Source organism: Sinomonas terrae, from assembly GCF_022539255.1.
Classification (GTDB): Bacteria; Actinomycetota; Actinomycetes; order Actinomycetales; family Micrococcaceae; genus Sinomonas; species Sinomonas terrae.
Map to the genome: position 1 here is coordinate 319,251 of NZ_JAKZBV010000001.1, position 13,199 is coordinate 332,449.

Below are 13,199 nucleotides of genomic sequence, written 5' to 3' on the forward strand. Positions count from 1 at the left end.
CCGATACCGGTTCTGGCAGTACCTCCCTTGCCGTATCCGAGGCCGCGTAGCGTTGGCAACATGGACAACCGGTTGGAAGCGCGCGAGTTCCTGGCGTCGCGCCGTGCGAAGATCACGCCAGAACAAGCAGGGCTGACAGTCTTCGGAGGCAATCGCAGGGTCCCCGGCCTCCGCCGCGAAGAGGTCGCGATGCTCGCCGGCGTGAGCGTCGACTACTACACCCGGCTCGAGCGCGGGAATCTCGGCGGCGTCTCGGACAGCGTCCTCGAGGCCCTGGTCCGGGCGCTCCAGCTCGACGAGGCCGAGCGCGACCACCTCTTCGACCTCGCACGGGTCGCGAACGCGTCCTCTCGTGCCAAGCCGCGAGCCGTGCGGCAACGGGTGCGGCCGAGCGTCCAGTTCATGCTCGACGCGATCACCGGCGCCCCCGCATTCGTGCGCAACGGGCGGATGGACATCCTCGCCACCAATCGCCTCGGGGCCGCCCTCTATTCGCAGCTGTACACCGACCCGGTGCGTCCGGCCAACCATTCGCGGTTCATTTTCCTCGACCCCCGGGCTCGTGACTTCTACCCCGACTGGAATCTGGCGGCCAACAACAATGTCGCGATTCTGAGAACCGAATCCGGGCGCAATCCGTATGACAAGGGCCTCGCGGATTTGGTCGGCGAGCTCTCAATGCGAAGCGACGAATTCCGGACTCGCTGGGCTGCCCACAATGTGCGCCGGCACTATTCGGGCAACAAGAAATTCCACCACCCCGTGGTGGGCGATCTCGAACTCCTGTATGAGGCGATGGAGCTCGCCGAGGATCCGGGGCTCACCCTGACGGTCTATCCCGCTGAGCCCGGGTCGAAATCGGAGGAGTCGCTGCGGCTCCTGGCGAGCTGGGCGGCGACCGAGCGGATCGAGGACCTCGCGCGGGCGACGGCGGGCGAGTAGACGGCGGGGAATGATGGACGACGACGGGGGTGCTCCGGCGGCGAACACTGAGTCCCGCTGATGGCCCGACGCGGAGACAACTGTGTCCAGCCGCGGTACGACCTCGGGGCACGCCTGTGACTGGACGGAGATCGCCGCCCAGCACCACTGAGATCCCTCGTCTCGCCACGGATGCTCCTCGAGGCGCGCCTAGTGTCGATGGACATGACGTCGGAACTGATCGCTCGCCTCGCAGAAGCCTCGGGCAACCGTTGGGGACTCGTGACCACAGCCCAGGCAGAAAGGGCGGGCATCAGCCGTAAGCAGATGTCCCGCCTGGCCTCGTTGGGCGCCGTCGTCCGGGTTGCCCAAGGCGTCTACCGGATGGCGCCCGCCTGCGACCCGCGGCTCGAAGGGCTCGTCGCGCGCTGGCTCATGCTCGCGGCCCCGGTGGAGCCGACGACGGCGACTGGCGCACCTTCCGTCGTCACGGCTGGCGAGAGCGCAGCGCTCCTGCACGGAATCGGGAGCATCCGATCCGGCAACTACGAGTTCATCGTGCCCGAGCGTCGCCGGACCCGGCTGTCCAGCGTCGTCCTCCGAACGGACGCCCTCACACCCGGGGAGGTGACCGTCGTCGACCGCATCCCTATACTCACGGTCGAGCGGACCATCGCCGACCTCATCACGACCCGGACGCCGCTGGCCGTCGTGGACCGGATGCTCCGCGAAGCCGTGCGGCAGAAGAAGCTGCTCTCGACGGACAAGTTCGCCCAGTACCTGGCACCGAGGGCTTCCGACCATGGCCTGCCGCTCGGAGACGGCCGCGGACTCGCCAAGCTGCTCTTCCAGAGGGCCGGGGTCATTACCCTCCCGCCGAAGAATTCTGCCGGGAAAGCCTTCTCCCGAGTGTGATTGCTGAATAGGCTGGAACGCGGCCCCTCAGTAACCTCACACGGAGGATCGTGATGGAATACCGCAATCTCGGCGCCAGTGGCGCCGTCGTCTCAGCCTTCTGCCTCGGCACCATGACCTTTGGGCATGAAGCCGACGAATCGACGTCGCACGCAATTCTCGACGATTTCGTCGCGGCGGGAGGCAACTTCATCGATACCGCCGATGTCTACTCCTCGGGAACCTCCGAGGAGATCATCGGCCGCTGGCTCGCGGCGGACCCCGGCCGGCGTGACCGGCTCGTCATCGCGACGAAGGGCCGCTTCCCGATGGGGCAGGGGCCTAACGACCTCGGCATTTCCCGGCGCCACCTGCGCACGGCCCTCGACGCGTCGCTGCGGAGGCTCGGCGTCGACCACATCGACCTGTACCAGATGCACGCGTGGGATCCGCTGACCCCCATCGAGGAGACGCTGCGTTTCCTCGACGACGCCGTCGCGTCCGGGAAGATTGGCTACTACGGGTTCTCGAACTTCACCGGGTGGCAGCTCACGAAGGCTGTCTACGAGGCGAAGGCGCACGGCTGGGCGCCCCCGGTCACGCTGCAGCCGCAGTACAGCCTGCTTGTGCGCGGCATCGAGTCGGAGATCGTGCCCGCGGCGCTCGACGCCGGGATGGGACTGCTGCCGTGGTCGCCGCTCGGCGGCGGCTGGTTGAGCGGCAAGTACCGGCGGGACACCGCACCGACCGGTGCGACCCGCCTCGGAGAGAACCCGCAGCGCGGCATGGAGGCGTGGGAGCCGCGCAACGCGAAGTCCCGCACGTGGGAGATCATCGACGCGGTCCGTGAGATCGCGGATGCCCACGGCGTCTCCTCCGCCCAGGTCGCGCTGCGTTGGCTCGCGGACCGGCCCGCCGTCACCTCCGTGCTCCTCGGGGCCCGCACCCAGGAGCAGCTCGCGGACAACCTCAAGGCCGACGCCCTGCAGCTCGAGCAGGAGGAGACCGAGCGGCTCACGAAGGTCAGCGAGCCGGAGCTCGATGTCTACCCCTACGGCGAGCAGGCCCTCCAGCAGCGGAGCCGCAAGATCGAGGGCGGCCGCTAGACCCGGGGGTCCGCTTCAGGCGGGGAACCGTGCCTCAGTGGCACGGCTCCCCGCCGAGGAGCCCGCCCAGCCCGGAGAGCGGAGAGCACTTCGACGGCGTGGGCGTAGGTGTGGGCGCTGGCACGGCTGCTTGAGTCGTCGGAACGGTGGCAGTTGGGGTGGAAGGACCTGGTGCCGCAGCAGACGCGACCACGGGAGCGAGCGTGGCGACAGGCTCATTGGGCGCCGGGCCCACAGCCTGCGCCGGGCCTGGGTCTGGGCCCGGGTCTGGGCCTGAGCCTCGGCCCGGGACGGCGTGCGCGGTCGCTGGGGCGCCGGTCCCAGAAGTCCAAGTAGGTGCTGGAGACGTCGTGGTAGGCGGAACCGACTCGAGCGAAGGCGAGGCGAGTCCGGCAGGAGAAGAACCCAGCGTGGGTGCCTGGGAAGGCTCGCCCGCCCTCGCACTCAGGCCGGGGTCCGGGAGAGTTGTCCTCCACAGAATGGCGCTGACGGCGATTGAGAGGACGGCGACTCCCGTCCAGAAGAGGAGGCGGCGCCTGTTCCTGATACGCCGGCGTAGCCGCCTCCGCCCCGAGGGCCTCGTAGCGACTCCACCGTTGGACCGATAACCATGGCGCATCGGCCGCATTCTCGCACGTTGCGTCGCGAACTGCTCGAATTCGAAAGCGGGTCGAGTCAGGAGGAGGCGATGGAGAGGGTCCCGTTGATGTCGCTGATCCGGCCGCCCTGGAAGTCTTGGCACACACCATTTGGGATGGAATAGACCTCGCTGGTCGGGTAGCCGAGGGTTCCGCCTTCGAAGCCGCTGGACTGCCACGCCGCCCGGATTGGCCCATACGACTCATGGGTACCCGAGGCCGGCGAGGAGACGATGGCCCCGCCTTGGTAGTTCTGGTACGAGCCGCCATTTGCGAGGCCGGTGACAACGTCCGTGGTGGGGTAGCCGAGCACTCCGTGCTCGAACCCGGTCGACTGCCACTCAGAGCGGATGGCCCCGACCGACTCATGGGTGCCCGAGGCCGGCGAGGAGACGACGGCCCCGCCTTGGTAGTTCTGGTACGAGCCCCCGTTCACGAGGCCGGTGACCACCCTTGTGGTCGGGTATCCGAGGACGCCGCCCTCGAAGCCGAGCTGCTGCCATTCGGCGCGAATAGGCCCCAGCGACTCCTGAGCCCCAGTGGCAGGGGACCAGATGATGGCCCCGCCCTCGTAGTTCTGGTACACGCCGCCGTCGCGCAGTCCGCCGATCTCGTCGGTCGTCGGATAGCCGAGAACGCCGTTCTCGAAGCCGAGCGCCGCCCACTGGCCGCGGATGGCGCCGTGGGAGACCTGCAGGGTGTGCCACGGCGTCGAGATGACGGCGCCGTACTGGTAGTTGCGGTAGAAGCCGCCGTCGCGGATCGGCATGACGCCGCTCGTAGCGCTCCCGAGCCCCCAACTCGCCGCCTTCGTGTCCATTTCCCCGCTGAGAGTGCCCGCCGCGTAGACGCGGACCCAGTCGACGTACATCTGCGTTGGAGTGGTGGGCGTTCCATTCGGAAACCAGTCGAGTTGGAGCGTCTGGTGCATCGACTCGGACGGGATGTCGGCGGGATTGGTGTCTCGGAACCACTCCACGCCGTCGACATAGCCGATGATTCCGCTCGGTGACCAGTCCACGGCGTAGTTATGCCACTGGGTCGTGTCCAGAACCTTGCTCGCCGAAGCCTGGAAGCTGCTTCCGGAGCAGGCATAGTGAAGGAAGAAGTTGATTCTCGTCGTGTCGCTTTGGCCCTCGGCGTAGTCGGTCTCCGCGCACGTGGGCGAGTTGTTCGAGTCGGGCCAGAGGATCATGACGGGGTGATACTTGGGGTCCCGCGCGGAGGTCCTCATCCTGGCCTCCCACCGCCCGTACTCCTGCCGGGCGAACTTCGAGGCGAGGCCCCCAGTCGTCCCGTTGGCGTCTCCAGAGATGGTCAGCATGCCGTTCGCGACCGTGACCGCGGACGGGGAGCGGACGCCCTGCCCGGCGTTGCCGGCCGAGTTGTACACCTCCCACAGGAGCGGGTTGGGGGTGCTGCCCGTGTTGAACTCGTCCCCGGCCACGACCGGCCCCCAGCCTTGGGTGACTGCGGCCTGGGTGCCGTCGGAGGTGGAGGTAGTCGTCGCCACTGTGACTGCCGGGCTGGTCGTCGTCGGATAAGCCCAGCCTGACAGCAGCAGTGTGCCGCAGACGGCCGCTGCAGCGGCCCACCTCGTCGCCATGCGGCCGAGCGTACCGGTGCCCTTCGGCTGATCCCGGTATTGCCGCGGACGGCGAGTTGAAATCAGCTAGGCAGCGATCCATGGATCGCTGCCTAGCCCTTGGGGGACTCTCAGACCGTCTCGGGCTTCCGCGCGCCCAGGATCGGCGCGAAGAACGCGCCGAGCTCGGCGGTGGCGGTCAGCGGCAGGATGTTCGCAACGTACTGATCCGGGCGCACGACGACGACGACCCCACCGCGGTCAATGCCGCGCACGTCGAAGATGTCTGCCTTCGGGTCGGTCCCGTAGACCTTCTCGAGATAGGTGAGCTTGAAGGGGCCGACTTGGGGCTTGAACGCTGCGGGGACGGCGTTGATGTCGACGTTGCTGTGGTCCTGCTGGTAGATCACCTTGACGTCGAACCACGCGTCGCGATCGGCGCCGGCCGGGGTCGCCGCGAGCGGCGAGTCCGGCGCGGTCTCGAGCCATTCCGCGAAGTCCGCAACCGGCGACGCAGCTCCCGCGGGGGCGGCGTCCGCGAACACGTAGATCCGCCACCGGCCATCGGCGGTTGCCTGATGCCCCAGCTGGAGGGGATTCGTGTCACACACCCGCACCACGGGCGCGGACTTGAAGCGCTTGCCGATCGGGAAGCCGGCCGCGAGGTCCTGATGCGCCGACTCGGCAATGAGCATGGACGGCGCGTACTGGGTCATGAAGCCTGCGGGGAACTCGGCGGTCCGCACGTAGAAGTCCTCGAGCTCGGCCGGGTTTTCGAACTCTTCGGGCTTCTTCGCCATGAGCGTCGACCACTCCTTGTCGAAGTCGATGAGGTTCTTCGCGATGACCTGCCGCTCCGCCGAGTACGTCGAGAGGAGGCTCTCAAGGCTGCGTCCCTCGAGGACGTGACCGAGCTTCCAGCCGAGGTTGAAGCCGTCCTGCATCGAGACGTTCATGCCCTGTCCGGCCTTCGCGCTGTGCGTGTGGCAGGCGTCGCCCGTGATGAACACGCGCGGCGTGCGCGTGCCGAGCTGCGCCGGGAGGACGTCGTCGAACCTGTCCGTGAGACGGTGGCCCACTTCGTAGACGCTGTGCCACGCGACGTTGCGCACCTCGACCGTGTAGGGGTGCATGATCTCGTTCGCCTTGGCGATGATCTGCTCGATCGTCGTCTTCCGCACGGCACCGTTGTCGTCCGCCGCGACCTCGCCGAGATCGACATACATGCGGAAGAGGTGGCCGCCCTCGCGTGGGATCAGGAGGATACTGCCGCTCTCGGCCTGGATTGCGCACTTCTCGCGGATGTCGGGGAAATCGGTCACGGCGAGGACATCCATGACGCCCCACGCGTGGTTGGCCTGATCCCCGGCGAGGGTGCAGCCGATCGACTGCCGCACCTTGCTGCGTGCGCCGTCGGCCCCCACGACGTACTTCGCGCGAACCGTCCGCTCCTGGCCCTCGAGCTCTCCCGCGGTGTGCGCCAAGGTGACCTCGACGGGGTACTCGCTGCCGTCGTCGGCCGTCTTGAGCCCGCGGAACTCGTAGCCGTAGTCCGGCCTCATCCGGGAGGGTGAGTTCGCCATGAACTCGGCGAAGTAGTCGAGGACGCGGGCTTGGTTGACGATCAGGTGCGGGAATTCGCTGATGCCCATCTCGTCGTCGACCGCCCGGCCGCCGCGGACGATGCGCGACGGATCGGAGGGGTCCGGCTTCCAGAACGCCATCTCGGTGATGCGGTACGCCTCGGCGATGATCCGCTCGGCGAAGCCGAAGGCCTGGAAGGTCTCGACGCTGCGCGCCTGGATGCCATCCGCCTGGCCGATCGCGAGGCGTCCGGGCCGGCGCTCCACGATGCGCGTGGTGATGTCCGGGAATTGGGACAGCTGCGCGGCGGTGATCATGCCCGCGGGCCCCGTCCCCACGATGAGCACATCGACCTCGTCGGGAAGTTCGTCCGGTCGATTGATGCCGACGCCGGCGGCCGGCTGGATGCGCGGGTCGCCGGAGACGTAACCGTGGTGGTGGAACTGCACGGGCTTTCCTCACTTCGTTGTGGCTGGCTGTCGCCAATTTCAGACTGTTCGATAATAGAACTCGGTGTTCTAATATCGCTCAATCCATGGTAAGGCAGGTCACAGTCGCGCTTCAAGCCCCAGAGCGAAGGGGACGACGACGGCGGTGCGGCCTGCCGTCGTCGTCCTCCGCGCGCAGCCGTGCGACGACTCCGTGGTGGGTCGAAGAATACTGAGGCTCCTCATGGAACTAAAGTTCGAGCAATTCAGTAGTTGGGTTGAGAAATTGGCGCAACCATGCAGGTTTCTCCGTGGTAATGCTCGCTTTCTCCGTGTTTCGCACTGCATGAATCTCCGTGAGAGGGCTTGGATAAGTTCTCGCCGTCGAAAAGGGGCGGGATTACGCCCTTTGGAGCCCAAGCCGCAGATTTAACACTATTAGGTTGACAAAGGGCATCCCGGGATGAAGGCTCGGGGCAAAGTGAGCTCCTCGCTTTCTAGGCCGATAGGACCTAAATGCTCAAGACCTTGGTGAAGGTGACATCCTTCGGCATCGCGATATTCCTCTCCCTCCTCGCGGGGATAGCGATGTCAACAGCCGAGAGTGCATTTCCCTGGGGGACGGAATTCAAGGCGAGCCTTGATTTCACGCACAGCGGTCTGTCGAAGGATCAGGCGATCGCAGAACTGGATTCGATGGCGGATGGGTCGGGCCTGCGCTTGGCCAAGGTGGTGGCAGACCCGAACGACTTCTTCAATTCGCGGTCCCTCTACGTTTTCAGACGAGCCGCACCCCAGGAGCCGCAGGACATCGACTGGTTCAAGCCGGGGATGCACGGCCGTCTGCTTCCGTCTCATGATCTCGGAACGGCTTCCCTCAACGGCCCCTACGTGTACTCGGGAGGCCCTGCCGCAGAAAGGGCCTTCCTCGAGTGGACCGACGCCAACGGCGTCGGGCGGAGCGTCGTAGCGCGGAATCCCGCAACGATCCTCAGCCAAGCGCTTATCGAGAGCGGAGCCTGGCTCACGCTTCTCACGTGCGCTGTCCTCTCGGCCACCGCGGTCATCTCCTGGTATGTGCTGCGTGCGCGGGCCCGGGCCCTCAAGGCCCTCCACGGCGCGCGGACGTTGAGGATCGCATCTGATGACATCTTCTCGCTTCTGGGATCCTTCGGCGCGTCTGCTGCCCTCGGCCTGGCGGCCTCCGCTGCCGCAGTCGTGTTCCAGGGCAAGGCCTCCCACCTGCCGGAGTTCCTTCTTACGGCGGGTTCATTCATCGCTTGCGCGGCGGTGGGGGTGGGACTCTGCGCACTGGTGATGGGTGTGATGACCTGGCCGACGATAGATGGCTTGGCTTCGCGCCGACCGCCCGAGAAGCACTTCGGTATGGTCAGCGAGATCCTGAAGGCGGGAACACTCGTGCTGGTTGCCGTGACGCTCCCCGTCATCGGCGCTTCCATCGCTCAAGCCGCGAATCTCTCGACACAGAACGCGAAGTGGCAGGTGCTGAAGGACAACGTCGCACTCCGGATCTCGGTCCAATCCGACGCGGAATTCGCCACTCATCAAGAGGCTCTCCGCAATATTGCTGCTTCAGCGTCCCGTGCGGGAAAGCTGACCATGTCCTATGCATTCCCACCTGGGAACAGCGGTTCGGGCGAGTTCGACGGGATCGTGCTGGTCAACCCTGAGTACCTGCAGACGATCGCCCCGCTCCTCATCCACGAGACGTCGCAAGCCCAGAATCTGCTGGACAGGGTCGCGGAGCCGGTCGTATACGACTTCCTTCCCCCGGGAGCCAAGGACTTCTGGAGTCGTCAGTTCCCCCTGCTGAACCGAGCCGGGAACAACCATCAGGGGATCGATGAGACTCTGCGGTACTACCGGTATACCGGCCCCGAGGAATTCCCCGCCCTGCCTCCGGTAGTCGGAGAGATGGTGCAGTTCCACCATCCTCTGATCATCGTGGCGGATCGCCCAGCGGAGACGTTCAACGACTCCACTATGGCTGCCTTCCTCTCCTCTGGGAACCTCACGTTCAGCGATGCGAGCTGGGTCAACACCAATCTCCAGGAGTCATCGCTCGCGGCCGCCGTGCTGTCAGTCGACAGGATCGCCGATGCCGCCCTCTACAACAGCCAGCTCCAGAATCAGTCGGCCGGCCTCAAAGCGCTTTCCTTCGCCCTCGTGCTGCTGGCCTTGACAATGGGAATCGCCGTCTCGGCCATCGTCTACTCGATCTCCGGGGCAAAGCGACTTTTCGTCCAGCGCACGGCTGGCTGGACGTGGTCACGCGTGCTTCGTCGACGCATGACGTGGGAAGGCGCCCTCGCGACAGCCCTCGCAGGCGGCATGTTCTTCGCCCTGGGCGCGGACCGACGGCCGGAGACCTTGTGGACCCTGACAGGGATACCGCTTTATGTCGCGATTTCTTTAACCCTGCACATCGCCTTCGCCAAGGGCGTTTTCGCCAAGACATTAGCCCGCAGAGCCTGAGGTCCCTCGCCTGAAAGGAGTGCCGGTGGAAATCACCGCACAGAACGTCAACGTAAAGATCGACGGGCAACAGGTGCTCCACGACGAGAGCGTGTGTGCCAAACCGGGCCGCACGCTCGCTCTGGTCGGACCGAGCGGCTCCGGCAAGACAACCCTGCTCAATGTACTGTCACTCCTCCGCCGCGTTGACGGCGGAACCGTACTGGTCGGCGGACAGGACGCCACGGCATGGGACGATCGCCGGCGACGCAGATTCTGGCAAGAGCACGCCGCCTTCGTGTTCCAGGACTACGGGCTCATCGACGAGGAATCCGTCGCGTACAACGTAGCCCTTTCGAAACTTCCCCTGTTCGCCCAGCGAGCCGGCCGTATAGCAGGGGTCAGAGATGCCCTCGAGCGTGTAGGTCTCGACGGGCGTTCGGCCCACAAGGTCTCAACCCTGAGCGGCGGCGAGAAGCAGCGTGTGGGACTTGCCCGCGCGATGTTCCGCTCGGCAGACGTGATCTTCGCCGATGAGCCCACTGCATCACTCGACCGCAACAATCGGAGCCTCGTCACGAATTTCCTCCTCGAAGAAGCCGCACGCGGAGTTGCAGTGATTGTTGCAACCCACGACGAAGTCCTCATGGCTGCCTGCGACCAGCGACTCAACCTGGAAGGCACTGATCAGGGGCTGGCTCCTCCGTGACCACCGATCTTTGTGTCCGCGGCCTACCGCCGCTTGATCTCCAGCTGCGCGTTGTTCGCCGGCGTCTGTCCCTTGACGGGAACGTCGCCGAGGGCCCCGTCGATGGCGGCGAGGACGTCGTCGCTCAGCTCGACCCCCGAGGCGGCGGCGTTCTTGTGGACCTGCTCCGGCCGGGACGCACCGATGATCGCCGAGGCGAGTTCGCTGCGGCGCAGGACCCAAGCGAGGGCCATTGTCGTGAGGTCGAGGCCTGCGCCTTCGGCGATCGGCACGAGCCGCTGGACCGCCTCGAGGATCGGATCCTGGAGAAAGCGGTCCTTGAACGCGTTCATGGACTCGTTGGCGAAGCGGCTGTCCTCGGGCACGGACTGCCCCGGCTTGTACTTGCCGGTCAGCACGCCCTGCGCGAGCGGCGACCACACGATCTGCGAGATGCCGTTCGCGGCGCACAGCGGGAAGACCTGCTCCTCCGGTGCCTGCCAGAGCATCGAATACTGGGGCTGCGACGAGACGAACAGATCGGGCCCGGCGATATCGATCGCCGTCTGGATCTGTTCCGGGGTCCACTCGCTGAATCCGAGGTACCGGGCTTTGCCCTGCTCCACGACCTTCTGGAACGCCTCGATCGTGTCCTCGATCGGCACGCTCGAGTCAAACCGGTGCGCCTGGTACAGGTCCACGTAGTCAGTCTTGAGGCGGGTCAGCGACGCGTCGATCTGCTTGGCAATCTGCTCGGGGGACAGGCCAGAATCGGTGTCCGACATCTGGCCGAAGACCTTCGTCGCGAGGATGTAGGAATCGCGCGGGTGCTTGGAGAGGATCTCGCCCCACGCCGTCTCGGCCGCACCCCGCCCGTAGACATTCGCCGTGTCGAAGAAGTTGATTCCGGCATCGAAGGCTGCCTCAGTGCAGGCCAGCGTCTGTTCCGCTTCGATCCCGCCCGAATACGTGAGCCATGAGCCGAGGGAGATCTCTGAGACTTCGAGGTCGGAACTGCCGAGTTTGCGATAGCGCATGCTGGTGCCTCCATTGTCGTAATGGCCTACCCTCCATCAGTACGCCCGTTTGACCGGGCCGAGGAAGGTCCTCCCAGACCTAGTTACGGCCCAGCCCCAGCTATTGCCCGGACCTCATTATGGGGAGCACGCCCGCGCTCCAGCCCGGTTGTGTTTTCCCAATCAGTCGTGGAAGCGGCGTGTCGCGGGAAAGCCTCGTGCCGGGCAATCAGAAGTGGGCGGGAGCGGGGGGAAGGTGAGACTCTGCAAGCCCCTCGACCAAGTACTTCCGTTGAACGGAAGAACCTCTACCTCATCTGACCCCTCACTCCTAGCCTGAGAGAACCGCCCGTGCTCACATCTTGTTCGCATCACGAACACTTGTGCAGAATGCGAACGGCGCTGTACTTTCGAAGAGGAGACGGTGCCGCGCGCAGGGCACTCAGCAAGGAAGCTAGAGGAGGAACTATGGGCGAGCCCGTCAAATCGTCCGACGTCGCAGCTGACAATCAAGCGATCGTCAGCCAAGAGATCCGGGACATCGAAGAGGGCTACCAAGCGGCTCGCGCCGCCGGCCAGCCCGCGGAGATCCAGCCGCGCGTCGACTACCCGCCGTATCGCAGCTCGATCCTGCGGCATCCCACCAAGAGCCTGCACCACACCGATCCGGAGACGATCGAGCTCTACAGCCCGGCATTCGGCCACCAGGACGTGCACGCGCTCGAGTCGAATCTCACCATCCAGCATGGCGGTGAACCGCTCGGGGAGCGCATGGTCCTGCGGGGCAAGGTGCTCGACGGCAATGGCCGTCCGGTCGCGGGCCAGCTCGTCGAGATCTGGCAGGCGAACTCCGCCGGCCGCTACATCCACAAGCGCGACCAGCACCCGGCGCCGATCGACCCGAACTTCACGGGCGTAGGCCGCTGCATCACCGGCCCCGACGGCTCCTATGAGTTCCTGACCATCAAGCCGGGTGCCTACCCGTGGAAGAACCACCTCAACGCGTGGCGCCCGGCGCACATCCACTTCAGCCTCTTCGGCACCGAGTTCACCCAGCGCATCGTGACCCAGATGTACTTCCCCGGAGATCAGCTCTTCCCCTTGGACCCGATCTATCAGTCGATCGTCGACCAGGATGCGCGGGACCGTCTCGTGGCCCGCTACAACCACGACCTCACCTCGCCTGAGTGGGCGCTGGGCTACGAGTGGGACATCGTCCTCACGGGCTCGAAGCGGACCTGGACCGAGAACGAAGCGTATGGAGAGCAGGGCGAGAGTGAGCACTGAAATGCCTGCAAGTGAGCAGCTGACCCCCACACCCGGCCAGACCGTCGGCCCCTTCTTCGGTTACGCGCTCCCGTTCGAAAAGGGCGGCGAGCTCGTGCCCCCGGGCAGCCCGAACAGCGTCAAGCTCCACGGCACTGTGTACGACGGCAACGGCAACCCGATCCCGGACGCCCTCGTCGAGATCTGGCAGGCGGACTCGAACGGCAACATCCCGGACGAGACAGGCTCACTGGTCCGCGACGGCTACACGTTCACGGGCTGGGGCCGCACCCCGGTCGGCAACACGGGCAAGTACGTCTTCTCGACCGTGAATCCGGGCCCGACGGAGCCGGGCAAGGCGCCCTTCTTCGCCGTCGCCGTCTTCGCACGCGGCCTCATGAACCGGCTCTTCACACGCGCCTATCTGCCTGAGGACACGGAGGCACTCGAGAACGACGCGCTGCTCAGCTCCCTCGAGCCCGCCCGCCGCAAGACGCTGATCGCTGAGCGTCTCGCCGATGGGTCGCTCCACTGGGACATCCGCCTCCAGGGCGAGGATGAGACTGTCTTCCTCGACTTCCACGCCGAGGGCTGACGG

At 65.8% G+C, this 13,199-nt stretch carries 10 protein-coding genes; 7 read left to right on the forward strand and 3 right to left on the reverse strand.

The genetic code is table 11. The features are described 5' to 3' along the window. The first annotated feature begins 60 nt into the window (after positions 1-60). From L0M17_RS01560 to L0M17_RS01570, 3 genes are all read left to right on the forward strand, one after another. Positions 61-942 (forward strand): helix-turn-helix transcriptional regulator, encoded by an 882-nt coding sequence (locus L0M17_RS01560; protein ID WP_241050606.1) that lies wholly within the window; start codon positions 61-63, stop codon positions 940-942. Positions 943-1,146: 204 nt separating this feature from the next. Continuing rightward, positions 1,147-1,836, forward strand: a complete 690-nt coding sequence (locus L0M17_RS01565) for a type IV toxin-antitoxin system AbiEi family antitoxin domain-containing protein (protein ID WP_241050607.1) — start codon at positions 1,147-1,149, stop codon at positions 1,834-1,836. 53 nt (positions 1,837-1,889) lie between these two features. After that, positions 1,890-2,921, forward strand: coding sequence for an aldo/keto reductase (locus L0M17_RS01570; RefSeq protein ID WP_241050608.1), 1,032 nt, complete (start codon positions 1,890-1,892; stop codon positions 2,919-2,921). Positions 2,922-3,596: 675 nt separating this feature from the next. On the opposite strand, the gene L0M17_RS01575 is transcribed toward L0M17_RS01570, so the two are convergent. Both L0M17_RS01575 and L0M17_RS01580 read right to left on the reverse strand, forming a co-directional pair. Next, positions 3,597-5,165 (reverse strand): family 16 glycosylhydrolase, encoded by a 1,569-nt coding sequence (locus L0M17_RS01575; protein ID WP_241050609.1) that lies wholly within the window; start codon positions 5,163-5,165, stop codon positions 3,597-3,599. 110 nt (positions 5,166-5,275) lie between these two features. Then, positions 5,276-7,177: an FAD-binding monooxygenase gene (locus L0M17_RS01580; RefSeq protein ID WP_241050610.1), complete on the reverse strand. Its 1,902-nt coding sequence runs from the start codon at positions 7,175-7,177 to the stop codon at positions 5,276-5,278. Between the two features lie 495 nt (positions 7,178-7,672). On the opposite strand from L0M17_RS01580, the gene L0M17_RS01585 reads away from it, so the two are divergent. Both L0M17_RS01585 and L0M17_RS01590 read left to right on the forward strand, forming a co-directional pair. Then, a complete protein-coding gene (locus L0M17_RS01585; RefSeq protein WP_241050611.1) occupies positions 7,673-9,652 on the forward strand; it encodes a bacteriocin-associated integral membrane family protein in 1,980 nt (659 codons plus the stop codon). 25 nt (positions 9,653-9,677) lie between these two features. Continuing rightward, positions 9,678-10,340 carry an ABC transporter ATP-binding protein gene (locus L0M17_RS01590; protein WP_241050613.1) on the forward strand — a complete coding sequence of 221 codons (663 nt, stop codon included), beginning with the start codon at positions 9,678-9,680 and terminating at the stop codon, positions 10,338-10,340. A 23-nt stretch (positions 10,341-10,363) separates the two neighbouring features. Here the strand turns inward: L0M17_RS01590 and L0M17_RS01595 are convergent, their stop codons facing one another. Continuing rightward, positions 10,364-11,356, reverse strand: coding sequence for an aldo/keto reductase family protein (locus L0M17_RS01595; protein WP_241050615.1), 993 nt, complete (start codon positions 11,354-11,356; stop codon positions 10,364-10,366). Between the two features lie 447 nt (positions 11,357-11,803). On the opposite strand from L0M17_RS01595, the gene pcaH reads away from it, so the two are divergent. Both pcaH and pcaG read left to right on the forward strand, forming a co-directional pair. Continuing rightward, a complete protein-coding gene (gene pcaH, locus L0M17_RS01600; protein WP_241050617.1) occupies positions 11,804-12,622 on the forward strand; it encodes a protocatechuate 3,4-dioxygenase subunit beta in 819 nt (272 codons plus the stop codon). Position 12,623: 1 nt separating this feature from the next. Further along, a complete protein-coding gene (gene pcaG / locus L0M17_RS01605; RefSeq protein WP_241056274.1) occupies positions 12,624-13,196 on the forward strand; it encodes a protocatechuate 3,4-dioxygenase subunit alpha in 573 nt (190 codons plus the stop codon). Positions 13,197-13,199: the final 3 nt, after the last annotated feature.

Bases quoted from the DNA above. Each gene is read 5' to 3' on its own strand.
- pcaH (WP_241050617.1), top strand. From the start codon at position 11,804: ATGGGCGAGCCCGTCAAATCGTCCGACGTCGCAGCTGACAATCAAGCG.
- L0M17_RS01595 (WP_241050615.1), bottom strand. From the start codon at position 11,356: ATGCGCTATCGCAAACTCGGCAGTTCCGACCTCGAAGTCTCAGAGATC.
- L0M17_RS01575 (WP_241050609.1), bottom strand. From the start codon at position 5,165: ATGGCGACGAGGTGGGCCGCTGCAGCGGCCGTCTGCGGCACACTGCTG.
- L0M17_RS01570 (WP_241050608.1), top strand. From the start codon at position 1,890: ATGGAATACCGCAATCTCGGCGCCAGTGGCGCCGTCGTCTCAGCCTTC.
- L0M17_RS01585 (WP_241050611.1), top strand. From the start codon at position 7,673: ATGCTCAAGACCTTGGTGAAGGTGACATCCTTCGGCATCGCGATATTC.
- L0M17_RS01565 (WP_241050607.1), top strand. From the start codon at position 1,147: ATGACGTCGGAACTGATCGCTCGCCTCGCAGAAGCCTCGGGCAACCGT.
- pcaG (WP_241056274.1), top strand. From the start codon at position 12,624: ATGCCTGCAAGTGAGCAGCTGACCCCCACACCCGGCCAGACCGTCGGC.
- L0M17_RS01560 (WP_241050606.1), top strand. From the start codon at position 61: ATGGACAACCGGTTGGAAGCGCGCGAGTTCCTGGCGTCGCGCCGTGCG.